General features: G+C 70.0%; 23 protein-coding genes and 1 pseudogene. 11 read left to right on the top strand and 13 right to left on the bottom strand.

Annotation, left to right across the window (positions count from 1 at the left end):
* Positions 1 to 11 precede the first annotated feature (11 nt).
* From cydD to hisC, 4 genes are all read right to left on the bottom strand, one after another.
* A complete protein-coding gene (cydD, locus tag ABT170_RS06435) occupies positions 12 to 3,620 on the bottom strand; it encodes a thiol reductant ABC exporter subunit CydD (protein ID WP_351864504.1) in 3,609 nt (1,202 codons plus the stop codon).
* Between the two features lie 95 nt (positions 3,621 to 3,715).
* Positions 3,716 to 4,717, bottom strand: a complete 1,002-nt coding sequence (cydB, locus tag ABT170_RS06430; RefSeq protein WP_329944747.1) for a cytochrome d ubiquinol oxidase subunit II — start codon at positions 4,715 to 4,717, stop codon at positions 3,716 to 3,718.
* Positions 4,718 to 4,735: 18 nt separating this feature from the next.
* Positions 4,736 to 6,247 (bottom strand): cytochrome ubiquinol oxidase subunit I, encoded by a 1,512-nt coding sequence (locus ABT170_RS06425; RefSeq protein WP_329944746.1) that lies wholly within the window; start codon positions 6,245 to 6,247, stop codon positions 4,736 to 4,738.
* A gap of 447 nt (positions 6,248 to 6,694) precedes the next feature.
* The gene (hisC, locus tag ABT170_RS06420; protein ID WP_329944745.1) at positions 6,695 to 7,774 is read right to left on the bottom strand and encodes a histidinol-phosphate transaminase; all 1,080 of its coding nucleotides are present in this window, start codon (positions 7,772 to 7,774) and stop codon (positions 6,695 to 6,697) included.
* A gap of 357 nt (positions 7,775 to 8,131) precedes the next feature.
* On the opposite strand from hisC, the gene ABT170_RS06415 reads away from it, so the two are divergent.
* From ABT170_RS06415 to ABT170_RS06405, 3 genes are all read left to right on the top strand, one after another.
* The gene (locus ABT170_RS06415) at positions 8,132 to 9,244 is read left to right on the top strand and encodes a LacI family DNA-binding transcriptional regulator (protein ID WP_329944744.1); all 1,113 of its coding nucleotides are present in this window, start codon (positions 8,132 to 8,134) and stop codon (positions 9,242 to 9,244) included.
* A gap of 159 nt (positions 9,245 to 9,403) precedes the next feature.
* Positions 9,404 to 10,477: a metallophosphoesterase gene (locus ABT170_RS06410; RefSeq protein ID WP_443034340.1), complete on the top strand. Its 1,074-nt coding sequence runs from the start codon at positions 9,404 to 9,406 to the stop codon at positions 10,475 to 10,477.
* Between the two features lie 181 nt (positions 10,478 to 10,658).
* The gene (locus ABT170_RS06405) at positions 10,659 to 11,510 is read left to right on the top strand and encodes a hypothetical protein (protein WP_351864498.1); all 852 of its coding nucleotides are present in this window, start codon (positions 10,659 to 10,661) and stop codon (positions 11,508 to 11,510) included.
* Positions 11,511 to 11,676: 166 nt separating this feature from the next.
* Here the strand turns inward: ABT170_RS06405 and ABT170_RS06400 are convergent, their stop codons facing one another.
* A complete protein-coding gene (locus tag ABT170_RS06400) occupies positions 11,677 to 12,033 on the bottom strand; it encodes a DUF805 domain-containing protein (RefSeq protein WP_329944741.1) in 357 nt (118 codons plus the stop codon).
* 323 nt (positions 12,034 to 12,356) lie between these two features.
* Positions 12,357 to 14,177, bottom strand: a complete 1,821-nt coding sequence (gene thiC, locus ABT170_RS06395; RefSeq protein ID WP_351864495.1) for a phosphomethylpyrimidine synthase ThiC — start codon at positions 14,175 to 14,177, stop codon at positions 12,357 to 12,359.
* Between the two features lie 197 nt (positions 14,178 to 14,374).
* Here thiC and ABT170_RS06390 point away from each other — a divergent pair, with 197 nt between their 5' ends.
* Positions 14,375 to 15,706 carry a YibE/F family protein gene (locus ABT170_RS06390; RefSeq protein WP_329944739.1) on the top strand — a complete coding sequence of 444 codons (1,332 nt, stop codon included), beginning with the start codon at positions 14,375 to 14,377 and terminating at the stop codon, positions 15,704 to 15,706.
* A 163-nt stretch (positions 15,707 to 15,869) separates the two neighbouring features.
* On the opposite strand, the gene ABT170_RS06385 is transcribed toward ABT170_RS06390, so the two are convergent.
* The 4 genes from ABT170_RS06385 to ABT170_RS06370 form a co-directional block, all read right to left on the bottom strand.
* Positions 15,870 to 16,307: an SsgA family sporulation/cell division regulator gene (locus tag ABT170_RS06385; protein WP_266922139.1), complete on the bottom strand. Its 438-nt coding sequence runs from the start codon at positions 16,305 to 16,307 to the stop codon at positions 15,870 to 15,872.
* A gap of 101 nt (positions 16,308 to 16,408) precedes the next feature.
* Positions 16,409 to 17,179, bottom strand: coding sequence for an IclR family transcriptional regulator (locus tag ABT170_RS06380; RefSeq protein WP_329944738.1), 771 nt, complete (start codon positions 17,177 to 17,179; stop codon positions 16,409 to 16,411).
* Between the two features lie 286 nt (positions 17,180 to 17,465).
* Positions 17,466 to 17,678, bottom strand: coding sequence for a DUF5326 family protein (locus ABT170_RS06375; protein WP_266927630.1), 213 nt, complete (start codon positions 17,676 to 17,678; stop codon positions 17,466 to 17,468).
* A 126-nt stretch (positions 17,679 to 17,804) separates the two neighbouring features.
* A complete protein-coding gene (locus ABT170_RS06370) occupies positions 17,805 to 18,122 on the bottom strand; it encodes a cupin domain-containing protein (protein WP_266922140.1) in 318 nt (105 codons plus the stop codon).
* A gap of 69 nt (positions 18,123 to 18,191) precedes the next feature.
* Here ABT170_RS06370 and ABT170_RS06365 point away from each other — a divergent pair, with 69 nt between their 5' ends.
* The 4 genes from ABT170_RS06365 to ABT170_RS06350 all read left to right on the top strand — a co-directional run bounded on the left by ABT170_RS06365 (position 18,192) and on the right by ABT170_RS06350 (position 21,408).
* Positions 18,192 to 18,569, top strand: coding sequence for a phage holin family protein (locus ABT170_RS06365; protein ID WP_266922141.1), 378 nt, complete (start codon positions 18,192 to 18,194; stop codon positions 18,567 to 18,569).
* An 86-nt stretch (positions 18,570 to 18,655) separates the two neighbouring features.
* Positions 18,656 to 19,879 carry a cystathionine gamma-lyase gene (locus ABT170_RS06360; protein ID WP_329944736.1) on the top strand — a complete coding sequence of 408 codons (1,224 nt, stop codon included), beginning with the start codon at positions 18,656 to 18,658 and terminating at the stop codon, positions 19,877 to 19,879.
* 100 nt (positions 19,880 to 19,979) lie between these two features.
* Positions 19,980 to 20,876, top strand: a complete 897-nt coding sequence (locus ABT170_RS06355; RefSeq protein WP_351864488.1) for a LysR family transcriptional regulator — start codon at positions 19,980 to 19,982, stop codon at positions 20,874 to 20,876.
* A gap of 52 nt (positions 20,877 to 20,928) precedes the next feature.
* On the top strand, positions 20,929 to 21,408 hold the full coding sequence (locus ABT170_RS06350; protein ID WP_329944734.1) for an NUDIX domain-containing protein: 480 nt from the start codon (positions 20,929 to 20,931) through the stop codon (positions 21,406 to 21,408).
* 84 nt (positions 21,409 to 21,492) lie between these two features.
* On the opposite strand, the gene ABT170_RS06345 is transcribed toward ABT170_RS06350, so the two are convergent.
* Positions 21,493 to 22,980 (bottom strand): globin domain-containing protein, encoded by a 1,488-nt coding sequence (locus tag ABT170_RS06345; RefSeq protein ID WP_502970479.1) that lies wholly within the window; start codon positions 22,978 to 22,980, stop codon positions 21,493 to 21,495.
* Between ABT170_RS06345 and ABT170_RS06340 the strand changes: the two genes are divergently transcribed.
* On the top strand, positions 22,933 to 23,460 hold the full coding sequence (locus tag ABT170_RS06340) for a DUF2269 domain-containing protein (protein WP_351864481.1): 528 nt from the start codon (positions 22,933 to 22,935) through the stop codon (positions 23,458 to 23,460). The genes ABT170_RS06345 and ABT170_RS06340 overlap by 48 nt on opposite strands.
* Before the next feature lie 5 nt (positions 23,461 to 23,465).
* On the top strand, positions 23,466 to 24,350 hold the full coding sequence (locus tag ABT170_RS06335) for a GNAT family N-acetyltransferase (protein ID WP_329944732.1): 885 nt from the start codon (positions 23,466 to 23,468) through the stop codon (positions 24,348 to 24,350).
* Positions 24,351 to 24,406: 56 nt separating this feature from the next.
* On the opposite strand, the pseudogene ABT170_RS06330 reads toward ABT170_RS06335, so the two are convergent.
* Positions 24,407 to 24,543, bottom strand: a pseudogene (locus tag ABT170_RS06330) (MFS transporter); the annotation flags it as partial.
* A gap of 75 nt (positions 24,544 to 24,618) precedes the next feature.
* On the opposite strand from ABT170_RS06330, the gene ABT170_RS06325 reads away from it, so the two are divergent.
* The gene (locus ABT170_RS06325) at positions 24,619 to 25,071 is read left to right on the top strand and encodes a GNAT family N-acetyltransferase (RefSeq protein WP_329944731.1); all 453 of its coding nucleotides are present in this window, start codon (positions 24,619 to 24,621) and stop codon (positions 25,069 to 25,071) included.
* 57 nt (positions 25,072 to 25,128) lie between these two features.
* On the opposite strand, the gene ABT170_RS06320 is transcribed toward ABT170_RS06325, so the two are convergent.
* Positions 25,129 to 26,511: a serine hydrolase domain-containing protein gene (locus ABT170_RS06320; protein ID WP_329944730.1), complete on the bottom strand. Its 1,383-nt coding sequence runs from the start codon at positions 26,509 to 26,511 to the stop codon at positions 25,129 to 25,131.
* Positions 26,512 to 26,602 lie beyond the last annotated feature (91 nt).

Below are 26,602 nucleotides of genomic sequence, written 5' to 3'. Positions count from 1 at the left end.
CGGAGCCCCGGCTACCGGCTGCTCCCCACGCTCTCCCGCGCGGCCTCGCGCGCCGCCCCTTCCGCCACCGTCGTCTCCCGCTCGCGCTCCAGCATGCGGCGCAGCGGCCCGTCCTGGGCCACGAGATCGTCGTACGGGCCACGCTGCACCACCCGGCCCATGTCCATGACCAGCACCTCGTCGACGGCGTCCAGGCCCTCGATGCGATGGGTGATCAGCACGGTCGTCCGCCCCCGGGTCGCGGCCAGCAGGTCGGCGGTCAGGGCGTCCGCGGTGGCCAGATCGAGGTGTTCGGCGGGTTCGTCGAGGACGAGCACGGGGAAGTCGGCGAGCAGCGCACGGGCCAGCGCGAGCCGCTGGCGCTGCCCGCCCGAGAGCCGGGCGCCGTGTTCGCCCACCAGGGTGTCCAGCCCCTCCGGCAGCGCCTCGGCCCAGTCCAGCAGCCGGGCCCCGGCCAGGGCGTCGCGCAGCTCGGCTTCGGTCGCACCGGTCCGGGCCAGGCGCAGGTTCTCGCGGATGGAACTGTCGAAGACATGGGCGTCCTGGGCGCACAGCCCGACGGACGCGCGGACCGTGTCCCCGTCCAGCTCGAAGGCGTCGGTCCCGCCGATCCGGTACGTCCCCTCCCGCGCGTCCAGGAAGCGGAGCAGAACCTGGGCCAGCGTGGTCTTGCCCGCACCCGAGGGCCCGACGACGGCCACCCGCCTGCCGGGCACCAGGGTCAGGTCGACGGACTCCAGGGCGTTCCGCCCGGCCCCCGCGTACCTGGCCGTCAGCCCCCGTACCTCCAGCGGGAAGGGCGAGGAGGGCGGCTGTGCCGGGCTCACGGGCTCCCGCACCGGTACGGGGGCGTCGAGCACCTCGTACACCCGCTCCGCGCTCCGGCGGACCCGCTGGCGGTACTGCAAGGCGAGCGGCAGTCCGGCCACGGCCTCGAAGGCGGCGAGCGGGGTGAGCACCACCACCGCGAGCGCGACGCCCTCCAGGCGTCCGTCGTACACCGCGGGTACGGCGACGAGGGCGGCGGCCACCACGGTGAGGCCGCAGATCAGGGCGGAGAGCCCGCTGCCGAGCGCGGTCGCGGCGGCGGCCCGGGAGGCGATCCGGGTGAGCAGACCGTCGGCCTCGCGCACCCGTGTGTGGCGGCGGGGCAGCGCCCCGGCGACGGTCAGTTCGGCCGTGCCGCCGAGCAGATCGGTGACGCGGGTGGCCAGCGCGGCACGGGCGGGGGCGAGTTGACGTTCCGCGTGCCGGGCGCAGGCGCCGCTGACCAGCGGTACGCCCACTCCGGCGAGCAGCAGTCCGACGGCGAGCACCACGCCCGCCTCCGGGAGCAGCCAGCCGGTGAAGCCGGCCGCCGCGGCTCCGACGACGACCGCGGTCCCCACGGGCAGCAGCCAGCGCAGCCAGTAGTCCTGGAGCGCGTCCACGTCGGCGACGAGCCGGGACAGCAGGTCGCCGCGGCGCGTCGTGCGCAGACCGGCGGGCGCGATGCGCTCCAGTCCGCGGTACACGGCCACCCGCAGTTCGGCGAGCATCCTGAGCACCGCGTCGTGGGAGACGAGCCGCTCCGCGTAGCGGAAGACGGCCCGGCCGATGCCGAAGGCGCGGGTCGCGGTGACGGCGACCATCAGATAGAGCACGGGGGGCTGCTCGGAGGCGCGGGAGATCAGCCAGCCGGAGACGGCCATGAGGCCGACGGCCGAACCCACGGCCAGGCTGCCCAGCAGCAGGGCGAGCGCCAGCTGTCCGCGGCGCGCGCCGGCGGCCTCCCGGACCCGGGCCAGCACCCGGCCGCCGGGCCGGGGCGCGGTGTCGCGCAGCACGGGTTCGAGGAGATCCCCCGGGGCGACGGCGGTGAGCGGCTCGGTACCGGCGGGGCGCCGCTGCGGGAGGGCCGAAGCGGCGTCCGCCGTCCCCTCTGCGGGCGCGGCGGACCGCTTCCCGGGCTCCTCGCCGACGGCCGCGGCGGACCGCTCCCGGGGCTCCCTGGGCTCCAGCGTCACCACGCGGTCGGCGACCGCCAGCAGCGCCGGGCGGTGCACCACCAGCAGCACGGTCCGCCCGGCCGCCAGCCGCCGTACGGCCTCGACGATGCCCGCCTCCGTCTCGCCGTCCAGGCTCGCGGTCGGCTCGTCGAGCAGCAGCAGCGGCCGGTCGGCGAGGAACGCCCGCGCGAGGGCGAGGCGCTGACGCTGGCCGGCCGAGAGCCCGGCACCGTCCTCGCCCAGCGGCGTCCCCGCCCCTTCGGGCAGCTCCGCGACGAAGTCGTACGCCCCGGCGTCCCGCAGTGCCGCCGCCACGGCCTCGTCGTCCGCGTCCGGCCGGGCCAGACGTACGTTCTCGGCGATCGTGCCCGCGAAGAGGTGCGGGCGCTGAGGCACCCAGGCGATCCGTTCGCGCCAGCGCTCGGGGGAGAGCTCCGCGAGATCGGTGCCACCGACCCGTACCCGCCCCTCGTCGGGCACCGCGAAGCCCAGCACCACATGGAGGAGGGTGGACTTGCCGATGCCGCTCGGGCCGACCAGGGCGACGGTCTCCCCCGGCTCGACGACCAGGGACGCGGCGTCGAGCGAGGGTTCGCCGCGGTCGCCGTGCCGGACCGTCACGTCCTCCAGCTCCAGACGCAGCGATGCGGGGACGGCCTGTGTGCCGTCGGCCCGCGGTTCGGTCTCCAGGACCGCGAAGATCTCCTCGGCGGCCGAGAGGCCCTCCGCCGCCGCGTGGTACTGCGCCCCCACCTGCCGGATCGGCAGATAGGCCTCGGGCGCGAGGATCAGGACCACCAGTCCGGTGTAGAGGTCGAGTTCACCGTGGACGAGCCGCATACCGATGGTGACGGCGACGAGCGCCACCGACAGCGTGGCCAGCAGCTCCAGGGCGAAGGAGGACAGGAACGCGATCCGCAGCGTCCGCATGGTGGCCCGGCGGTACTGCGACGTGATCGTGCGGATCGCTTCCGCCTGCGCCTTGGCCCGCCCGAAGACCTTGAGGGTCGGCAGCCCGGCGACCACGTCCAGGAAGTGCCCGGACAGCCGGGAGAGCAGCTGCCACTGACGGTCCATGCTGGACTGGGTGGCCCAGCCGATCAGGATCATGAACAGCGGAATGAGCGGCAGCGTGACCACGATGATCGCGGCCGACACCCAGTCCTCGGTGACGATCCTCGCCAGGACCGCCACCGGCACGACCACCGCGAGTCCGAGCTGCGGCAGATAGCGGGCGAAGTAGTCGTCGAGGGCGTCCACCCCGCGGGTGGCCAGCGCCACCAGGGAGCCGGTGCGCTCGCCGCTCAGCCAGCCGGGCCCGAGCCGAGTGGCCCGTTCCAGGAGCCTGCCGCGCAGTTCGGACTTGACCGCCGCGCTCGCCCGGTACGCGGCCAGTTCGGTGAGCCAGGCGACGAGCGCCCGCCCCAGCGCGACCGCGGCGAGCAGAAGCAGTGGCGTGCGGAGTTCGGAGACCGTCATCCGGCCTTCGAATCCGCCCACCACCACCTCGGCGATGAGCATGGCCTGGGCGATCACCAGCGTCGCACCGACAAGTCCGAGTGCCACCACGGCCGCCAGGAAGAAGCGGGTGGCCCTGGCGTACCGGAGCAGGCGCGGGTCGATCGGTTTCACGTGAAACATCCCCCAGAGGGCTCGGTGCGCGTCGACACGTACACGTACCTACGCATCGGTACGTCCGTGCACACGCACACGTTCATGCGGGTACATCAGTGCGCGTCGGCGATGTGCTGGGTGCCGATGCGCTTGCGGAACACCCAGTACGTCCACCCCTGATACATCAGCACCACGGGCGTCGCGATCCCGGCGCACCAGGTCATGATCTTCAGGGTGTACGGGCTGGACGAGGCGTTGGTGACCGTGAGATTCCAGGCGTCGTTCAGCGAGGACGGCATGACGTTCGGGAAGAGCGTCAGGAAGAGCATCGCGACCGCCGCGGTGATCGTCACTCCCGAGAGCGCGAACGACCAGCCCTCGCGTCCCGCCGCGATGGCGCCGATCGCGCCGACCAGCGCCAGCACGGCGATGATCATCGCGAGCAGGCTCCAGCCGTCGCCGTTGTCCGCCTGCGTCCAGATCAGGAAGCCCAGCGCGAGCACCGCGGTGACCAGGCCCAGCTTCAGAGCGAGCTTGCGCGCCCGCGTCCGGATGTCCCCGACCGTCTTGAGCGCGGCGAACACCGCGCCGTGGAAGGTGAACAGGAAGAGCGTGACCAGTCCGCCGAGGATGGAGTACGGGTTGAGCAGGTCCCAGAAGTTCCCGACGTACTCCATGTCGGCGTCGATCTTGACGCCGCGCACGATGTTTCCGAACGCCACTCCCCACAGCAGTGCGGGAATCAGCGAGGTCCAGAAGATCGCGTTCTCCCAGTTGGTCTGCCACCGCTCCTCGGGCCGCTTGGCGCGGTACTCGAAGGCGACCCCGCGCACGATCAGGCACAGCAGGATGATCAGCAGCGGCAGGTAGAACCCGGAGAAGAGGGTGGCGTACCACTCCGGGAAGGCCGCGAAGGTCGCGCCGCCCGCGGAGAGCAGCCAGACCTCGTTGCCGTCCCAGACGGGCCCGATCGTGTTGATCAGGACCCGCCGCTCCTTGCGGTCGCGGGCCAGCAGCTTGGTGAGGACTCCGATGCCGAAGTCGAATCCCTCCAGGAAGAAGTAGCCGATCCAGAGGACGGCGATGAGCACGAACCAGACGTCGTGGAGTTCCATCTCTCAGCTCCTCTGCTCTCAGTAGGAGAAGGCCATGGGCCGGTCGGCGTCGTCATGGTCGTGGCCGCCGATCTTGGCGGGCGGGTTGAGGTCGGATTCCGTGAGTTCCGGCGGTCCGGCCTTGATGTACTTCACGAGCAGCTTGACCTCGATCACGGCGAGCACCGCGTAGAGCAGGGTGAAGACGATCATCGATGTGAGCACCTCGCCCTGCGAGACACCGGGGGAGACCGCGTCACGGGTCTGGAGGACGCCGTAGACGACCCAGGGCTGACGCCCCATCTCGGTGAAGATCCAGCCCCAGGAGTTGGCGATCAGCGGGAAGAGCAGGGTCCAGAGCGCGACGATCCAGTAGAGCTTGGTGAGCTTGGGGCTCAGCGCCTTGTTCTTGAACAGGACCAGATGCGGCACCTCGTCCTCACCGGTGCGCATCCCCGGTGGCAGCATGAACTTCTTCCGGGTCAGCCACAGCCCCAGGATGCCGAGGGCGAAGGACGCCATCCCGAAGCCGATCATCCAGCGGAAGCTCCAGAAGGCGACGGGGATGTTCGGCCGGTAGTCGCCGGGCCCGAACTTCTCCTGCTCGGCCTTGTTGATGTCGTTGATGCCGGGGACGTACGAGTTGAAGTCGTCGTCCGCGAGGAAGGACAGTATCCCCGGGATCGAGATCTCCACGGAGTTGTGGCCCTTGCTGACGTCCCCGTACGCGAAGACCGAGAAGGGCGCGGCGTTCTGGCCGTCCCACAGCGCCTCGGCCGCAGCCATCTTCATCGGCTGCTGCTTGAACATCACCTTGCCCAGCAGGTCGCCGCTGACGGCGGTGAGCAGCCCGGCGATCACGACCGTGACCAGGCCCAGCCGCAGCGAGGTGCGCATCACCGGGATGTGCTTCTTGCGCGCCAGGTGGAAGGCCGCGATGCCGACCATGAAGGCGCCACCGACGAGGAAGGCGGCCGTGATGGTGTGGAAGAACTGGGTGAGCGCCGTGTTCTGCGTGAGCACGTGCCAGAAGTCGGTGAGCTCGGCGCGACCGCGTTCCTCATTGATGCGGTAGCCGACCGGGTGCTGCATCCAGGAGTTGGCCGCCAGGATGAAGAACGCGGAGAGGATCGTGCCGATCGAGACCATCCAGATGCAGGCGAGGTGGATCTTCTTCGGCAGCTTGTCCCAGCCGAAGATCCACAGCCCGATGAAGGTGGACTCGAAGAAGAACGCGATCAGCGCCTCGAAGGCGAGCGGTGCACCGAAGATGTCGCCGACGAACCGCGAGTAGTCGGACCAGTTCATCCCGAACTGGAACTCCTGGACGATGCCGGTGACCACACCCATGGCGATGTTGATCAGGAAGAGCTTGCCCCAGAACTTGGTGGCCCTGAGGTACTTCTCGTTGCTCGTCCGGACCCATGCGGTCTGCAGGCCGGCGGTGAGCGCGGCGAGCGAGATCGTCAGCGGAACGAACAAGAAGTGGTAGACGGTGGTAATGCCGAACTGCCATCGCGCCAGGGTCTCCGGCGCCAGAGCTAGGTCCACGTCGTCTTCTCCTTAGGTCGCCGTGGTCACAGCCGCAGTTTGCCCCTTTAATCCCACAAAACAGGGGATGAACCGGGACACGCTTGTGAACGCGTTCACATTCACAAGCATTATGGCGCACAGACTTTCGGGACCTTCGTGCGGGGTACCCCTCTTCGGGCTTTCGGCATGATCCCGGCCCCAATCCACCCAGATGCCCGGACAGCACGGTGGCCCCGGACAGGGCGGTGATCCCGGGCCGGGCGGTGATCCCGGACGACCCGGTGGCCGCGGACGGCTCAGCGGTCCCGGGCAGCACGGTGGCCCCGGACAGCACGGTGGCCCCGGACCTCACCGATCGAGGTCCGGGGCCACCGGCACGCACAGCGTCCGTCCCGCCGCCGGGGCACGGCCGCTCCCGCGGCACGGCCGCTCCCGCGGCACGTCCGCCCCGCGCCGGGGCTCGGCCTACAGCCGGCCGCGGTACTCCTCCGCGACCTTCAGGAACAGGTCGTTCGCCTCGCTCTCGCCGACCGTGACCCGCACCCCCTCGCCCGCGAACGGGCGCACGACCACACCGGCCCGCTCACAGGCCGCGGCGAAGTCGGCCGTGCGCTCACCGAGCCGCAGCCAGACGAAGTTGGCCTGGGACTCCGGAACGGTCCACCCCTGCCCCACCAGTCCCTCGTACACCCTGGAGCGCTCGCCGACCAGAGTGCCGACCCGTCCCAGCAGTTCGTCCTCGGCCCGCAGCGAGGCGACCGCGGCGTCCTGCGCGAGCTGGCTGACACCGAACGGGACGGCCGTCTTCCGCAGCGCGGCGGCCACCGGCTCGTGGGCCACCGCGAACCCGACCCTGAGCCCCGCGAGGCCGTACGCCTTGGAGAAGGTCCGCAGCACCGCCACATTGGGCCGGTCCCGGTAGATCTCGATGCCGTCCGGCACCTCGACGTCACGGACGAACTCCTTGTACGCCTCGTCGAGGACCACGAGCACATCGCCCGGCACCCGGTCCAGGAACCGTTCCAGCTCGGCCCGGCGCACGGCGGTGCCGGTCGGGTTGTTCGGGTTGCAGACGAAGATCAGCCGGGTCCGGTCGGTGATCGCGTCCGCCATCGCGTCGAGGTCGTGCACCTCACCGTCGGTCAGCGGCACCTTCACCGAGGTCGCCCCGCTGACCTGGGTGATGATCGGGTACGCCTCGAACGAGCGCCAGGCGTAGATGACCTCGTCGCCGGGGCCCGAGGTGGCCTGGAGAAGCTGCTGCGCCACACCGACCGAACCCGTGCCCGTGGCCAGGTGCGCGAGCGGGACACCGAAACGGTTCGCCAGCTCGTTCATCAGGCCGGTGCACGCCATGTCCGGGTACCGGTTGAACCGCTCGGCCGCGGCAAGGGTGGACTCCAGCACGCCGGGCAGCGGCGGATACGGATTCTCGTTGGAGGACAGCTTGAAGGCGACCGGTCCGTCCGCAGCGGCCGGCTTGCCCGGCACATAGGCGGGAACACCGTCCAGCGCAGCACGCAGCTTGGGGCTCGTCTCGCTCACCGCAGGTCCTCCTAGGCCATCAGTACGGATCAATACTGCTCACCTTATGAGGATGGGGCGCCCCTGCGAATGGCGGAGCGAGGAATCGTTTCCTGGGGGGAGCGTTTCCCGTCCTGGCGCGCGCCGGTGGCTCACTCCGTGGCGCGCGTCCCCCGAAGAGGTGAGTTGAGACCTCTTCGAAACATCGAACATTTATGAGGCCCACACCGGTCCACACATGACACACTTACGCCCAGGCGGCCAACACCCTTGATTTGCAAGGTATTTGGTTGCGGATGACCATGCAGAAACGTGCCTGTCAACGCGTGCATATGCGACCGGACCGACCGCCCTCCGGAGCCCTACTATCGGCTCGCCATGACAGCAGCAGGGAAGCACCAGGTGAGCCGGACGGAGACACCCCGGCGCAACGGCCGGCCGGGACGAGCGGGGATCCGTGATGTGGCCGCCGCGGCCGGGGTCTCGATCACGACCGTCTCCGACGCGCTCAACGGCAAGGGCAGGCTCCCGGACGCCACCCGCCGCCATGTCCGAGAGGTCGCAGAGCGCCTGGGCTATCGCCCGTCCGCCGCGGCCCGAACCCTCCGTACGGGCAGATCCGGCCTGATCGGCCTGACCGTGACCACGTACGGGAATGAACCTTTCACCTTCACCGAATTCGCCTACTTCGCGGAGATGGCCAGAGCCGCGACCTCCGCGGCCCTCGACCGCGGGTACGCCCTCGTCATCCTCCCCGCCACCTCCCGCCACGACGTCTGGTCGAACGTCGCGCTCGACGGCACCGTCGTCATCGACCCCTCCGACCAGGACCCGGTCGTCACCGAGCTCGTCCGCCAGGGCCTGCCCGTCGTCTCGGACGGCCGCCCGGCCGGTACGCTTCCGGTCACCGCCTGGGTCGACAACGACCACCGGGCCGCCGTGCTCGACCTCCTGGACCACCTCGCCGCCGCCGGGGCGCGCCGCATCGGCCTGCTGACCGGCACCACCACCGACACGTACACCCGGCTGTCCACCACCGCGTATCTCCACTGGTGCGAGCGGGTGGGCCAGGACCCGGTCTACGAGTCCTACCCGGCCCACGACCCCTGCGCGGGCGCGGTCGCCGCCGACCGCCTCCTCGCCCGCCCGGACCGGCCGGACGCCGTGTACGGGCTCTTCGACCCCAACGGGACCGATCTGCTGGCGGCCGCCCGCCGCTACGGTCTGCGGGTCCCGGAGGACCTGCTGCTGGTCTGCTGCAGCGAGTCCACGGTCTACGCGAGCACCGAACCGCCCATCACGACGCTCTCGCTCAAGCCTCGCCGCATCGGCACGGCGGTCGTCCAGCTCCTCATCGACGCCATCGAAGGCGTCGAGCACGACGGTCCGGTGGAGCAGGTGATACCGACGGAGCTCATCGTCCGGACCTCCTCGCAACGCCGTCCGCCGCGCACCACGGTCAGCCCGCCACGATCTCCCAGCGGGGACTGATCGTACTATTTCGGACCAAACGGCGGGTGAACCGTGAGTGCGCCCGGATTCACCACCCCTGGTGCGTCACACAGCACGATCCGCATTCCTATGATGGGCGCACGACACCGCGGACCACCTCTACCAGGCACGGCCCGTCAGGTGTACGGCGGCGCGACGGTGGTGGAGGGGTCGATGACTCAGGGGGCCGGTCAGGAACCCGTGGTGCGGACGGCGACGTTGCGCGACTTCCGCGTACCTCCGTACGCGCGGACACCCGTGCCCCAGCACCCACCGCACCCCGGCAACGCCGTGCTGGGCCAGGAGCCGCCGGAGGGCTACACGCCCACCGAGCGCGACCTTCCCGTCATCAAGCGCGGCGACACGGTCCAGGTGCAGGCCGCGCCGGCCCCGCGGAGTGCCACGGAGTCGGAGCGCGGCCCGCTGTACGTCGTCGGGGACGTCCACGGCTATCTGGACGAGCTGCTGGCCGCCCTCGCCGAACAGGGTCTCGTCGACGCCGACGGCAACTGGACCGCGGGCAACGCCCGGCTCTGGTTCCTCGGCGACTTCACGGACCGCGGGCCCGACGGCATCGGCGTCATCGACCTCGTCATGCGGCTCTCCGCCGAGGCCGCGGCCGCCGGCGGCTACTGCAAGGCCCTGATGGGCAACCACGAACTCCTGCTGATCGGCGCCAAGCGGTTCGCCGACACCCCGGTCAACTCCGGGGCCGGCACCGCCACCTTCCAGGCGGCCTGGCTGCTCAACGGCGGCCAGAAGACCGACATGGAGCGGCTCCAGGACGTCCACCTCCAGTGGATGTCCCGGCTCGACGCGGTCGTCGAGGAGGACGGGCATCTGCTGATGCACTCCGACACGACGGCCTACCTCGACTACGGGTCCACCATCGAGGACGTCAACGACACAGTCCACGCCATTCTCACGCGCAACGACGCCGACGAGTGCTGGGACCTCTTCCGCAAGCTCACCAAGCGGTTCGCCTTCCGCGACGAGGGCGGTGCGCAGGCGGTGCGCGAGCTCATGTCGACGTACGGCGGACAGCGCGTCGTCCATGGTCACAGCCCCATTCCGTATCTGCTCGGCGAGGTCGGCCCGGAGGACGGCGAGAGCGGCGCGGGTCCGCTCGTGACCGGCCCGCATGTCTACGCGGACGGGCTCGCCATCGCCATGGACGGCGGAGTGACCATGGCCGGAAAGCTTCTGGTGGTCCAACTCCCCCTGCATGACTGACGGCTGCCGGGGAAGACGCATCATCGACCTGACCGCTCCGATCACCGGGCCTATTTACGGAAACCCCCTGTCACCCCGTGCCGTGGGCGCTCTACCATCGGCGTATCAGTAGCAGGCTCTCCTCCGTTTCCGCCCGATCGCCCGGTCCACACGGCAGTCAGGCCCTACGGAGCATCGGGGGATGCACATGAATAGCGCTCCGCACCTGCTGGCCGAGGATCGACCCGAGTACGAGCGGATCCTGGGCGACGCACTGCGCCACGCTCATGAACGCCCGGATCTGGACGGCGTCGGGGACCGTCTCAACACGGAACAGCTGCGCACCATGGCGCTGAACGCGACGGACCTGATCACCGAGGCCGCCGCCACCGAGTACGACCACTATGTGCGCGCCCGCGGTGAGCTGCGCAGGCCCACCGGCGCGGCGGACCTGGACCCGGACGACGAGCAGGGCCAGGACCACGCCCCCGGCGGCGCGGGGGCGGACGGGACCGCGCGTACGGGCGCGGGCATAGGCGCGGTCGTCACCGTCCTGGCCCCGGTCCTGGCGGGCACGGCGGCGGCGATCTTCCTGCTGGTCGGCTATCTGCTGAAGGCCGTCAGCCCGTCCCTCGCGTTCGCCGGCACGATGGTCACGGCCGGCTGGTTCTTCGCGGCGGCCGCCGCCGCGGCCATCCTCGTCGCCGCCGTGGGGCTGCTGATCACGGCCCTGCGCAACGGGGCGACCTCGCTCTCCGCCGAGAACGAGGAGCAGGAGCTTCCGGAAGAGATCGCACGGGCCCGGGAGGCCTGGCGCCACGCCCTGCTGGAGCGCGGCATCCTGCCGTTCCTGCGGGACGCCCTGGCCGATCCCACGGCAGGCCCCGCGGCACGGACCCCGCACCGCTCCCCGAACCGCATCCCCAGGATCGGCTACAGCAGGCCGGACTTCTCCGGTCCGGAGGGCGGCCCCGCGGCGGGCCCGAGGCCGACGTTCACGAGCCCGGATTTCACCAGTCCGGACTTCGGCGGCCCCGAGCACCAGCCGGAGTGACGCTCCCGCACGCGGAAGTCCTCCCGGACACAGCGTCCGCGCGCCCCGGGGAGTACTCGCGCACGGGCGGTCCCCGGCGCGTCGGACACGGCAAGGGCCGGGGCAGCTCGCGCTGCACCCGGCCCGTGCGGTGCTCCGGCCCGTAACGGCACCGGAGCGGTGAGAATCAGACGCCCTGCGGCGACAGCTTCGGGTTGGCGCCGTACTCGTTCGCCTCGTACTTGCCCTCGGTGGCCAGGAAGACGAGCAGGATGATGCCGCCGACCAGCGGGACGAGCGAGATCAGGATCCACCAGCCCGAGCGGCCGGTGTCGTGCAGACGGCGCACCATGACGGCGAGCGACGGGACGATGACGGCGACGATGTAGATGTAGTACGGGACCTGCGTGCCTATCGCCGCACCGATGGCCATCAGGACCACGGCCGCGATGAAGTTGAAGAGCACGAACATCCAGTACTCCTTGCGGCGCGCGCGACCGCTGAAGCCTGCGTAGTTCTTGAGTACGTCCAGGTACCAGTTCATGGTGATTCCCTCCCCGGGCCCCCCGTGCGAGGGCTCACATTTTTCGGCCAGGCATGCCGGAAAGTAAGGCACAGATAAGGAGACGGTCAAGCTTTGGCGGACCCTCGGCGGAACGTACATCCAGCTGCAGCACTACCGTGTCCATACCGTCGCTCAACCTGCATGAAAAACCGGGCCGGATGGACACCGACCGGCTCAAATGTCACGTACAAGACAAACGTTGCGGTTCTCCGCACGCGGAGAACGGCGCTGTTCCCGGCGGGAGACCGCCCGGAACAGCGCCGTTCATGCCGCCCGTACGCCGTCGGAGACCCGGCCGTCCGTCAGTCCGCGATCGGCAGATAGACCCGGTTCCCGGCCGCCGCGAACTCCTTCGACTTCTCCGCCATCCCCGCCTCGATCTCCGTCCGCGAGCCCCCGTGCTCGCGCCGGATGTCCTGCGAGATCTTCATCGAGCAGAACTTCGGCCCGCACATCGAGCAGAAGTGCGCCGTCTTGGCCGGCTCGGCGGGCAGCGTCTCGTCATGGAACTCCCGCGCCGTGACCGGGTCGAGGGCCAGATTGAACTGGTCCTCCCAGCGGAACTCGAAACGCGCGTCCGACAGCGCGTCGTCCCAGTCCTGCGCCCCCGGATGCCCCTTGGCGAGGTCCGCCGCATGGGCGGCGATCTTGTAGGTGATCACCCCGGTCTTCACATCGTCCCGGTTGGGCAGCCCCAGGTGCTCCTTGGGCGTGACGTAGCAGAGCATCGCCGTGCCCCACCAGGCGATCATCGCCGCGCCGATGCCGGAGGTGATGTGGTCGTACGCCGGGGCGACATCGGTGGTCAGCGGGCCGAGCGTGTAGAACGGCGCCTCCTCGCAGATCTCCTGCTGGAGATCGATGTTCTCCTTGATCCGGTGCATCGGGACATGGCCCGGCCCCTCGATCATCGTCTGCACACCGAACCGCTTGGCGATCGTGTTCAGCTCGCCCAGCGTGCGCAGTTCGGCGAACTGCGCCTCGTCGTTGGCGTCGGCGATCGAGCCGGGGCGCAGACCGTCCCCCAGCGAGTACGTCACGTCGTACGCCGCGAGGATCTCGCACAGTTCCTCGAAGCGCTCGTACAGGAACGACTCCTTGTGGTGCGCGAGACACCAGGCCGCCATGATCGATCCGCCCCGGGAGACGATGCCGGTCTTGCGGCGGGCGGTCAGCGGGACGTACGCCAGACGCACGCCGGCGTGCACCGTCATGTAGTCGACACCCTGCTCGGCCTGCTCGATGACGGTGTCCTTGTAGATCTCCCAGCTCAGCTCCTCCGCCCGGCCGTCGACCTTTTCCAGGGCCTGGTAGAGGGGGACGGTGCCGATCGGCACCGGGGAGTTGCGCAGCACCCACTCACGGGTGGTGTGGATGTTGCGCCCCGTGGAGAGATCCATGACCGTGTCGGCGCCCCACCGGGTGGCCCAGGTCATCTTGTCCACCTCCTCCTCGATGGAGGAGGTGACCGCCGAGTTGCCGATGTTGGCGTTGACCTTCACCAGGAACCGCTTGCCGATGATCATCGGCTCGATCTCCGGGTGATTGACGTTGGCGGGCAGCACCGCCCGGCCCGCGGCGATCTCCTGGCGTACGACCTCGGGCTCGACGTTCTCCCGGATCGCGACGTACTCCATCTCGGGAGTGATCTCGCCCCGCCTGGCGTACGCGAGCTGGGTGACGGGCCGGCCGTCCCGGCTGCGGCGCGGCTGGCGCGGGCGGCCCGGGAAGACGGCGTCGAGGTTGCGCAGTCCGCCACGCGGCGAGGTGTGCTTGAGTCCGTCGTCCTCGGGGCGGGCCGGACGGCCGGCGTACTCCTCGGTGTCGCCGCGGGCGATGATCCAGTTCTCCCGCAGCGGTACGAGCCCGCGGCGGACATCGGTGTCGACGGACGGATCGGTGTACGGCCCCGAGGTGTCGTAGAGCGTCACGTCGTTGCCGTTGGTGAGGTGCACCTGACGGACCGGCACCCGGAGGTCCGGGCGCGAGCCCTGGACGTATCCCTTGTGCCAGCCGATGGACTTCCCGGCCTCGTCGTTCACTGCGTCCTGACCGGCGCGCACATTCTGCGCTTCCTGGTCATTCCGCTTCGAGGCAGGCGTGCGTGCGTCCGATGTGGTCATGAGACCTACTCCCTACGCCGGCATTACCCGGTAACAGGTTCGGCGGTCGACGCAGCATGTCCCGTACAGATGTACGGAGATCAGCGTCCTCTCAGCCCGGTGCTCCGAGCTCCCGCGTGTGCAAAGGTGCCACCACGCTAGCGTCCTCCCGGGCGAGCTGAACAGAGGCCCCCTCCCGTTCTTGCGATGATCGCCCCGTGACTTCCCCCCAAAGCGACCCCGCATCCCAGGGCCACGCACATGGCCACTCGCACAGTCACGGCCCCGCCGCGCCCGTCTCCAAGCATCTGCGCAAGGTCATCGCGGCCGTACTGATCCCCTTCGCCACCGCGGTCGTCGTCGGTCTCGTGGCCTTCTGGCCCGGCGGCGTCCCGGCGCACGAGCGCACCGGCGTCGGCTTCGACCGGCAGACCCAGGAGGGCACGGTGGTGCGGGTCGACAAGGTCGACTGCAAGGACGTCAACGCCGCACAGGTGCCGCCGACCGGGGGCACCTCCACCCCGTCCGGGCGGGAAGCGGTCAACGAGCGGTCGGGGCAGTGCGCGAAGGCCACGATCGAGGTGACCACCGGCAACGACAAGGGCCGGAAGTTCGTCGAGGTGATCCAGCCCGACGCTCCCCGTCAGCTGCGCGAGGGACAGGGCGTCGTCGTGGCGTACGCGCCCGACGCGCCGCACGACCTCCAGTACTCGGTCATCGATGTGGACCGCACGGTCCCGATGGCTCTGCTGGCCGGGATCTTCGCCCTCGCGGTCGTCGTCGTGGGCAGACTGCGCGGGGTGATGGCGCTGGTGGCGCTCGCCGTGTCGTTCGCCGTACTGACCCTGTTCATCCTGCCGGCGATCCTTCAGGGGTCGAATCCCCTGGTCGTCGCGGTGATCGGGGCCAGCGCCATCATGCTGGCAGCCCTCTACATGTGCCACGGGCTGACGGCCCGTACGTCCGTCGCGGTCATCGGCACCCTGATCTCGCTGCTGCTGATCGGGCTGCTCGGCTCGCTCTTCATCGGCTGGGCGAGCCTGACGGGCAACACCGACGACAACACCGGCCTCATCCACGGCCTGTACCCGGACATCGACATGAGCGGCCTGCTGCTGGCCGGGATCATCATCGGTTCGCTCGGCGTGCTCGACGATGTGACCGTCACCCAGACCTCGGCCGTCTGGGAACTGCACCAGGCGGACCCGCGGATGGGTTGGCGGGCGCTGTACCGGGCAGGGATCCGTATCGGAAGGGACCACATCGCCTCGGTCGTCAACACCCTGGTGCTCGCCTACGCGGGCGCGGCGCTGCCGCTGCTGCTGCTCTTCACCATCGCGCAGAGCAGTGTGGGATCGGTCGCCAACAGCGAGCTGGTGGCTGAGGAGATCGTCCGGACGCTGGTCGGATCGATCGGACTGGTCGCCTCGGTACCGGTGACCACGGTGCTCGCCGCTCTGGTCGTCTCCGCGGACCGCACAGGGCTCGGCGCGGAAGCCGGAGCTCCTGCACCCGTACGGACCGGGAGAGGCCGTCGTCGCAAGGCATGACCGCGAACAACCGCGTACCACCCGCTCAACCGGCGCTCAACCGCGCTTCAACCGACACCTCGCTTCCGCCGGCGACAACCACCCCGCTTCTTCCCTCGGACGCCGCGCCGCTCCTGGGCAGGCGTCGCGCCGCTCTCCTGAACCGGCAAGGGACCCGTCCGCCTCAACCGGCGTTCTGTTCCTCGGCGAGGATCCGGCCGAGCGCCTCTTCGAGGTTTCCGTCGAAGTCACCCAGCGTGTGCTCCTGCCCCAGCGGCACCAGCTTGTCCGTCCGGTCGAGGAACGCCACGAGGGGCGCCGTGCCGGCCCGGAACAAAGCGCGGTCCGCGCCGACCTGCAAACGGATGTGCACATCGCTCAGCCCTTCGGGCTCGGTCGGCCCGATGTGCACATCACCGTCCCCACTGGGACTGTTCAGACCGTCCAACAGCAACTCACGGCCGAACGCCCAGGTCACAGGGGCGTCGCCAGGCAAGTGGAACGTCATTCGGATCGCGTACGGATCACCGACCTCGTACCTGAGCTCCACCGGAATTCGGAAAGAGAGCTCCTCGGAGACGAGGAAGCTCATCATGACCTCTGCTTGAACCGACTCGCGCATCGTTCAACCCCGCAGTAGATGAAACTGGCCAGGAATGATCCCCCATGGCCCTATTGACGCCATCGTGGTGCACGCGATAGCAGATCACAAGGAGTGATTTTTCAGATACTGATAGAGAACACGAACGAACGCAAGAGGCTCGTCACTTCGCCACGTAGCTGTTCGACTGCGGGGAGCAACCGATCTTCCTGGTCAAGGGGTAAGGAAATGGCCACTGCGGCGACCGTGGAACCCGCGGTGATCGGGATGGCGGCGCAGACCGTGCCCAGTGCGTACTCCTGTCGCTCGATGACAGGTTCCGTACGCTCCATCGTTCTGAACCGCTCAAGAAGCGACTCACGATCTCGCACTGAGTAACGGGTGAGCGGTTGGACCGGATGGCGGTCGAGATGTTCCTCGCGGGCCTTCTCGTCCAGCTGGCTCAGCAGACACTGGCCGATCGCATGCGCGTGCCCCGTCTCCCGGAACGCGGCCCACTCGTTCACGGCGGGGGCGGCCGGGGTGTCCGCGACCGCGATGAGTTCGATCTCGCCCTCGCGGTAGACGGCGCAGTACACCGGGGCGCCGATCACGTCGCGCAGATGCGCGAGCGAGTCGGTGACGGAGCTGCGACGATTCTGCACCGCCGGCAGCCCGGTCAGTTTCTCGGCGGCCGCGCCGAAGACGAAGACACCTTTCTCCCTGCGGAGATAGCCCTCATGGGTCAGGGTGCGCAGCAGGTGGTACGCGGTGGGAAGCGGAAGGCCCGCCTCCCGCGCAAGCTGCTTCGCTGGTGCCCCGTCCCGATGGGTGCCCACAGCCTCCAGCAGCCTCAGCGCCCGCTGAACCGAACCGATCAGCGTCGGGACAGCGGCATTCGTTGCCGTGGTCAAAGGTCACCCCCAGGCATGGTGACGGGCGGTCAGCCCTCCCGTGGGGGCCGCCCCCACGGGCCTGCCGCGATCCTGGGGTCCGGCAAACGGACTGTCATACAAACCACTGGTCAGGGTGGTGACGGACGGTTACATCCCAGATGGCGGCAGCGGTACCCCACTGTATCCGTACCGCCCGTTTCGGGATGCGGTTTCCTGGGGGACTTAGCTCAGCTGGCCTAACCGTCGTCGCTCTGCGTGTTCATCGGACCTGTGCCGCGCCTGCCGCCGCGCGGCGCCCGCGTTCCTACCAGTCGCCGCGCGACGAGGACGACGACATGAACTTCCGGACGATGAAGACGACACCGCCCACCAGGACGACGAAGACCAGCACCTTGAAGAGCAGGCCGATGACGAATCCGACCACGCTGGCGATGAGCCCGCCGAACACGACGATCGCGATGACGGGCACCGCGACCCACTTCACCCACCACGGCATCCCCGCGAATATCTCCCGCACGGCCATCGCTCTACCTCGTCTCTGTGAGTTCCTGCCTCGATGCTAGAGGCGCGAGGTGGCCCGGCGGGGGCTCCGCAGCCCTTGGAGTCCCCTGATCGAACCCCTAGGGAACCCGGGGTTCCGGGCTCAGCTCTCGGGCGGTGAGAAGACCACCATCACCCTCAGGTCCTCGGTGATGTGGTGGAACTTGTGGGCCACCCCGGCGGGGACGTACACGACGCTTCCCCGGCCGACCGGGGTCGTCTCCATGCCGACCGTGATCGCCGCCCGGCCGCTGACGACGAAGTACACCTCGTCCTGCTGGTGCGGCTGCTGGGGGTCGAGCTCACCGGCGTTCAGCGCGTACAGGCCGACGGACATATTGCGCTCCCGCACGAACTGAAGATACGCACCGTCGTTGGCGGCCCGCTCCGCCTCCAGCTCGTCCAGTCTGAATGCCTTCATGGCCCGTCCGCCCCTTTGTGCCTGTTGTGCCGGTGTCGGCCACCGATCGTGTCTGCCACGATCAGACACATGAAGAATTTCCTAGTCAAGACGATCGCCAACGCGGGTGCGCTGGCCGTGGCCATCTGGCTGGTCCAGGACATCACGCTCGACGGAGGGAGCACCGGGCGCAAGGCGCTCACCCTGATCGTGGTGGCTCTGCTCTTCGGGCTGGTGAACTTCCTCGTCAAGCCCGTGGTGAAGCTGCTCACGTTCCCGCTGTTCATCCTGACGCTCGGGCTGATCACCCTGGTCGTCAATGCCCTGATGCTGATGCTGACCTCATGGCTGGCCGGCCTGTTCGATCTCAGTTTCCATGTCGACGGGTTCTGGACCGCCGTACTCGGCGGCCTGATCATCTCCGTCGTGTCCTGGGCACTCAACGTGGTCCTGCCCGAAGAGGACTGACCGAGGGGCCGCCGAAGCCCGCTCCGGGTCACCTGGAACAGTGCTGGGCGGACCGGTGAGGCCGGGGAGAGAAGCGAGGAATCAGCATGAGCACGATGGGCGACGGGACACGGGCGGTACGGGCGGGGCTTCCCGAACCGGAGCAGTACGAACCCACCCTGCCCGGTCCGGTCTTCGCCGCGCACTTCCATCTGTCCGGCGAACCGGTCGGCCCGTACACCTACGGCCGGGACTCCAACCCGACGTGGACCCATCTGGAGCGGGCCATCGGCGAGCTGGAGGCGCCGGGGGAGGACGTCGAAACCACGGTGTTCGCCTCCGGAATGGCGGCCGTCTCGGCGGTGCTGCTGTCCCAGACGCGCACGGGTGACACCGTGGTGCTGCCGGACGACGGCTACCAGGCGCTGCCACTGGTGCGTGAACAGCTGGAGGCCTACGGCGTCGGGGTACGGACCGCGCCGACGGGAGGCGACGCCCAGCTCGCCGTCCTGGACGGCGCCGGGCTCCTGTGGATCGAGACCCCGTCCAACCCGGGCCTCGATGTCTGCGACGTACGACGGCTCGTCGATGCCGCGCACGCGGCGGGCGCGCTGGTCGCCGTCGACAACACCCTGGCCACCCCGCTCGGCCAGCGACCGCTGGAACTGGGCGCCGACTTCTCGGTGGCCAGTGACACCAAGGGCATGACCGGACACGGCGACCTCCTCCTCGGCCATGTGACCTGCCGTGATCCCCGGCTGTCGGCAGGGGTACGGCGCTGGCGCAAGGTCGTCGGAGCGATTCCGGGGCCCATGGAGGCATGGCTCGCGCACCGCTCGCTGGCCACCCTGCACCTGCGGATCGACCGGCAGTGCACCACCGCGCTCGCGCTCGCCGAGGCCCTGGGCGAGCGTCCGGAGGTGACCGGGCTGCGGTATCCGGGACTGCCCGGCGACCCCTCGTACCCCAACGCCGTGCGGCAGATGCGGCGCTTCGGTTCCGTGGTCTCGTTCGTGCTGGCCGACCGGGAGACCGCCGAGCGCTTCCTGGCCGGGCTGCGGCTGGTGGACGACGCGACGAGCTTCGGCGGGGTGCGCTCCACGGCCGAACGCCGGGGCCGGTGGGGCGGCGACGCGGTACCGGAAGGCTTCATCCGCTTCTCGGTCGGCGCGGAGGACCCGGAGGACCTGCTGGCCGATGTGGAGCGGGCACTGGACGAGGCGGTGCGCCGAGGACCCGGTGGCAGAGCGTCGACCGGCGGTCCGAGCCTCCCCCCTCGTGGCTCGGACCGCCCCGGTTCTCCGCGCGAAGAACCGTCTGGACAAGGCTAGTTGACTCTGCGTCAGTGTCCAATCACAGTAGCGGCAGCGACCTATCGACAAATCTATCGTTGTCCGGATCCACACGGTGCACGGCTGGGAGGGGACGGACATGGACCTGGCCCTGCTCCGCACGTTCGTCACCGTGCACCGGGCCGGCTCCTTCACCCGGGCCGCAGCGCTCCTGGGGCTCTCCCAGCCCGCCGTCACCTCGCAGATCCGCACCCTGGAGCGGCAGCTGGGCCGCCCCCTCTTCCTGCGCAGGGCCCGTGGAGTCACCCCGACCAGCATCGGCGACGAACTCGCCCACCGGGCGGCTCCCCATCTGGACGCGCTGATCGAGATCGCCGAGACCGGGCTCGACGAGGAGTCGGGCGTACGCACCCTGCATCTGGCCGGTCCGCCGGAGTTCACCTCCGTACGCGCGCTGCCGGCGCTGACACCACTGGTCTCGCAGGGCCTCGCCCTGCGCAGCTCCTTCGTCCCGAACGCCGAAGAGACGCTGGAGGGCCTGGCCGCGGGCCATCATGACCTGGCCATCACCACGGCCCGGCCGCGCGGTGGGCTGCTCACCTCGACCGCCCTCTGCGACGAGGAACACGTCCTGGTGGCCGCACCGCGCTGGGCCGGACGGCTGGGACCCGGGACACTGCGCCACAAGGGCCCCGTGGTGCTGGAGCAGCTGCCTGTGATCGAGGTGCACGAGAGCCTTCCGCTGGTCTCCCGCTACTGGGCCGCCGTCTTCGAGAGCCCGCCCGCCGCGTCCGCCGCCGTCGTCGCTCCGGATCTGCGGGCGGTCCTGGAGTGCGCGGTGGCGGGTGCCGGGCTCGCCGTCCTGCCGCGCTACCTCTGCGAGCGGGCACTGGAGCGGGGCGAGGTCGTGGCCCTGCTCGATCCTCCGGTGCCACCGCTGCGGACGTACTTCCTCGCCGTACGGACCGGCACACTCGCCCTGCCGCACCTCGCGCGGGCACACGAATCGCTGGTGCGTGCTGCCGTCGCCTGGTGACCCGGCGGGCCCGGGGAGTTTCGGAACGCGTTTCCCGGGCCACGCTCTTGCCATGACCGAACGTCCTGTGGTCAAGCGCACCGCACGCGCCATCCTGCTCGACGGCGAGGACCTCGTCCTCATCAAGCGCACCAAGCCGGGGGTGGATCCGTACTGGCTGACGCCCGGCGGCGGAGTCGAACCGGAGGACGCGACCGTGGTGGACGCCCTGCACCGCGAGGTCGACGAAGAGCTCGGCGCCAAGATCGTCGATGTGGTGCCGTGTTTCGTCGACACCGTCGAGCACATCGCGGACGGCGGGGTGACGGGAGTGAAGGTCCAGCACTTCTTCGTCTGCCGGCTGGAGTCGATGGACCCGTCACGACGCCACGGCCCCGAGATCGACGACCCCTGTGGGGAGTACGAGATCGTCCGGGTGCCGTTCAGCAGGGTCGGGATCGCGGCGGTCCATCTCGTGCCGCTGTCGCTGCGGCACTATCTGGACGGCAACATCGAGGGTGTACGGGCCATGCACGCATCGGACCTCGGCTGACACACCGGCCGACGCCGGGCACAGGGGCACGGGGCTTCAGGGCTTCAGGGCTTCAGGGCTTCAGGGCTTCAGGGCTTCAGGGCTTCAGGGCGATGGTGAGACCGCCGTCAGTTCCTCGACCGCGTCGTGGCGTATGCGCTCGGCGGGCAGGCCGATGCCCCTGAGCACCTCCACGCCGCTGCGGATCATCCCCGGCGGGCCGGACAGAAAGGCCTCGTACCCCCTCCATGGACCGGCCTCCCGCACCGCGTCGGGCAGCAGTCCCGTCGTTCCCCGACCCGGTCCTCCGGGCACCACCGGGTGGACCGTGAGCCACGGGTGGGTCCGCTGGAGGCGCATCATCGTGCCGATGTCATAGAGGTCGCGTTCGCTGCGCGCCCCGTAGAAGACCTCGACCGGACGCCGGTCACCGCATTCGGCGACGTCCTCGACCAGTGCCCTGATGGGCGCGATGCCCGTACCGCCGCCCAGACAGAGAAGGCCGTGGTGCGTGGTGTGGTCGACCGTCATCGAACCCGTCGGCGCCCCCAGCCGCAGGATGTCGCCCGGCCGGGCACGGTGCACCAGCGCGTTGGACACCCAGCCCGCCGGAACCGCCCTGACGTGGAACGAGAGCAGTCCGTCCCTCCGGGGAGCCGACGCGAACGAGTAGTGCCGCCATATTCGGGGCCACCAGGGCGTCTCCAGGGCCGTGTACTGCCCGGCCAGAAACGGATAGGGCTGGTCGGGACGGACGGTGAGCACCGCTATGTCCGTCGTTCTCCGCTCGTGCGAGACCACCTCCGCCTGCCACCAGTCGGGCGCCCGCCTCTCGTCCTCGGCAGCCGCGTCGATCATGATCTGCGAGATCCCGGTGTAGGCACGCACCCAGGCCGCCTCGGTCTCGCCGTCCCAGGTGGTGAGCGCGTAGCGGCTCAGGGCTCCCAGCAGGGCCTCACCGACGGCGGGATAGTGCGCGCTGCGTGTGCCGTACTTCCGGTGGCCGCGCCCCAGCCCGCCGAGGTACTCGACGAGCGCCTCCTGTTCGTCCAGCAGGCCGGCAGCGGTGAGGATCGCCCGGAACAGACGGTCGCGCTGGATGTCCATCGCCACCGGGAACAGGTCCCGCAGCTCCGGGTGCCGGATGAACAGCAGGGCGTAGAAGTACGAGGTGGCCCGGTCGGCGACGGGCCCGACCTCCGCGAGAGTGCGGTGGATCAGGACCGCATCGGCTGACGGGGAGGGCGCCGTGGGTCCGCGTGTCCCCGTGGGTCCGCCGGTCCCGGTGGTGTCGGCCGATGTGGTGGCCGGAGCGTCCATATCTGTGCCTCGCCTCGAACGTCTGCTGATGGCCGGATCCGCAGCGCGGAGTACCGGGCGGGACTGTGGAGTACCTGACGGTTCAGGCTCTCCTGCCCCCTGGCCGTGCGGGTAGCCCCCGCACACATGGGAGCCGAGGGCAGCGGTTCGTACTCCGAGGCCAGTATCGACGGATACTCCCCGCGGCAGACGCCCCCTGGCCTCTGGCTCGGCATCGTGTTTCACGTGAAACCACTCAAGCGTCCCGTTCGCCGAGGTCTCCTCGTCGCCCATATCGCCGTCTCCGTGAGCTGGCTCGGCCTCACCGTCGGTCTGCTGACCCTCGGTCTCACGGCCTTCCTCACGGGTGACGCCACGACCGCCGAGGCGGCCACCCGCGCCATGAAGATCTTCGGGGACTGGCTGCTCGTCCCCGTGGCCCTTCTCGCGCTTCTCAGCGGCCTGGTCCTCGCCCTCGGCACCCCATGGGGACTGGCGCGCCATCGCTGGGTCTGGACGAAGTTCTGGCTGACCCTCATCACAGCGGGGCTGTCGATCTTCTCTCTGCGCCCCGGGATCAACCACGCCGCGGCGAGCGGCACCGTGGACATCGATCTGGTCGTCGCACCTGCGGTGGCCACGGCGACCTATCTCTTCATCACCGCCGTCTCGGTGCTCAAGCCCTGGGGGCCGACCCGGCGCGGCCGACGGCTGCGCGTCTCGGCGAGTTCCGTCAAAGGGGTGGACGGGCGATCATCGCGTCGGACAGCCTGACCTCTATGCACCGCCCACAGCCCCGGCCGCTCGCCGAACTGCCCATCCGGCGTCTCACCCGGGAAGACCTGGTCGCCTGCGCGGATCTCTGCGAGGACCGCGGCTGGCCACGCGATGAGCCCCGATGGGGCCTGCTGCTCTCCGCCGGTACGGGATACGGCATCGACGACCCCGGCGGCAAAGGTCTCGTGGCGGCCTGTGTGGTGACCTCGTACGGACCTCGGCTCGCCGCCATCGGCATGCTGCTCGTCGCCGGGCGCCACACCAGGCAGGGCGTCGCGCGCAGGCTGATGGAGCATGTCATCGAGGTCGCCGACGGCACGCCGCTCTCGCTGTACGCGACAGCGCAGGGACAGCCTCTCTACGAACAGCTCGGCTTCGGGCTCGTGGGCTGGTCGAACCGCGTCGCCGGACAGTTCCTCCCGCGCGGTGACGCGTACGATGCCGCGGCTGCGGCGTCCGTGACCACCCGCCCGGCCGCGGCCGACGACCTTCAGACGATGATCCGGCTGGACCACACGGTCTTCGGGACCGACCGGACGCATATGCTCGCCCGGCTCCCGGCCTTCTCCGACAGGCTCCGGGTCGCGGAGGCCGAAGGCGAACTCGTCGGCTACGCGGCGCTCTGGCCCAGCGGGAACGCGCATGTGGTCGGCCCGCTGATCGCACGCGACACGGCCACGGCCACGGCTCTCGTCGCCTCGCTGGCCGCGACGACGGACCGTCCGCTGCGGGCGGACATCGACGCGCGCCACGAGGAACTGCTGGACTGGTTCGAGGAGCACGGCCTGCGGCCGGGCTCCCGTACGGCTGTGATGACGTACGGGAGCCATGACCTGCCGGGGGACTGGACCCGCCGGTTCGCCCCGCTGACCGTGGCAACGGGCTGACACCGCGCGGACTTGCGGTGCCACCCGTCCGGTAGGGCCGGGTGGCGGTGTGTCGTGCCGAGCCCGAAGAGGACCAGCGGCCAGGTGACGGACGATGTGGAGTGTCCAGCGGGCCCGGTCATCATCGGGGTGATGCGGGTGATTCGGCGAGGACTCCGCCGAAGCCCAGGACGGTCATCGCCATCGTGAGCAGTCCGGCACCGCGCGTCGGGCGGTCGAAGGACGGAAGGTCCCCGTGCAGCACGGCAGGCTGCGTATTCTGCCGATCATGAGTGATCTTGAGATACGCCCTGCCGTCCTCACTGACCTCCCGGCCGTCGTGGCCATGCTCGCCGACGACCCGCTCGGCGCCCAGCGCGAATCGCCCGACGATCTGGCCCCGTACCGGGCCGCGTTCCAGCGGCTGGACGAGGACCCGAACCAGCATCTCGTCGTCGCCGTACGCGAGGACCGCGTCGTCGGGACCCTGCAACTGACGGTCGTCCCCGGGCTGTCCCGGCGTGGAGCCACCCGCTCGATCATCGAGGGTGTCCGTATCCACGGCGACGAGCGCGGCAGCGGTCTCGGAACCCGGCTGATCCAGTGGGCGGTGGACGAATCACGGCGGCAGGAATGCCAGCTGGTGCAGCTGACCTCGGATGTCACCCGTACCGACGCGCATCGCTTCTACGAGCGGCTCGGGTTCACGGCCAGCCATGTGGGCTTCAAGCTGGCACTCTGACCGGGCCGTCCGGGCCGGGCGGGGTGCGTGTTTCACGTGAAACACGCACCCCCGGATTCAGCTGCCGAGCCCCCGCCAGCCGCCCTCGTCCACACCGCCGGGAATGGCCGCCCCCGCGTCGTACGGCTCACGGGTGAAGACGAACGAGCCCAGGTCCAGATGGTCCACCGACCCGTCGTCGGCGCGAACGACACGCAGGGTCTCCCCCGCGTAGTAGCCGCCGAGGCCCGTCCAGGTTCCGTCCTGCTCGGCGCGGAAGGCCGCACCGCGGCCGGTGGCGCGCAGCGGCCGGAGCTCCAGACCGCGGTCCGCGATCAGCTTCAGCGCGAAGGTGTGGGTGCCCCAGTACCAGAGCCCGGTCAGGGCCAGCAGCTGCCCGTCCACCTCGGGCAGCGGGCGCCACGGCTCGGGGATCCGCGGCTCCGCCTCGGCGACGATCCGTACGAGGTCGGCGGCCACATCACCGGTGAACGGCCCGGACGTGGCGTTGCTGAGCACGACAGCGGCGACGTCGTCCTCCACGCTGAACCACAGGGCGGCGAGGAAGCCGGGAAGCGACCCGGTGTGCCCGACGAGAGTACGGCCGCCCCGCTGCACGATCTGGACGCCCAGACCGTAACCGCTCTGCCAGTCACCGGACTCGGACGGCGCCGAAGGTTCGCGCATCTCCCGCACGGAGGCGGCACGCAGGACCCGTTCGTCCCCCTCCGCGAGGAACGCGGCGAACCGGAGAAGATCGGCCGCGGTCGACCAGAGCTGACCGGCCGGCGCCATCAGGCCGAGGTCCTCGACCTGCTCGGGCAGCAGGACATCGGCCCAGGGGTGCACGGCCCAGCCGCCCGCGTGCGGCGCCTGCGGCTGGGCGGACGTACGCCGCATGCCCAGCGGCTCCAGGATCTCGCGGCGCAGCACCTCTTCCCAGGACGCTCCGCGCACCGCCTCGATCAGCGAACCGAGCAGGGTGTAGCCGGGGTTGGAGTAGTGGTGCCGGTGACCGGCCGGATGCGGCTGCGGCTTCTCACCGAGGACATCGGCGAGCTCCGGGCGGATGGTCCCCGGGGTCCGCTCCCACCAGGGAGCGGGCGCCTCGGCCCCCAGACCCGCGCTGTGCCCCAGGAGTTGGTAGACGGTCACGTCTCCCACTCCCGTGCCGGGAAGGTGCTTCTCCAGCGGGTCGTCCAGATGGATCAGGCCCTCGTCGCGCAGCCGCATCACCAGTACGGCGGTGAACGTCTTGGTGATCGAGCCGATCCTGAACTGCGTATCGCCGTCCGGGGCATGCCCTTCGACACAGGTGCGGGCGCCGCTCCAGACGGGCTGTCCCTGCCGCTGCACGGCGGCCACGAGCGAGGGAGCACGCCCTTCGGCCTGCGCGGTGGCAGCGCGGTGCAGCAGGGCACGCCGGGTGCTGGGGAGCAGTTCTTCACGGGGAGAGGTCATGGTCCACACATACCCGGCCGCCCGGCCTGTGACGAACCCTTTTCGCGAGGCGCCCGAGTGCCCGCCGGACGGACGGCGGGCGCGGGGACGG

Origin of the sequence: Streptomyces sp. NPDC001787 (genome assembly GCF_040297465.1) — a bacterium.
Taxonomy (GTDB): Bacteria; Actinomycetota; Actinomycetes; order Streptomycetales; family Streptomycetaceae; genus Streptomyces.
The sequence above is the reverse complement of the archived record's forward strand: the minus strand, read 5'-3'. Positions and strand labels throughout refer to the sequence as shown.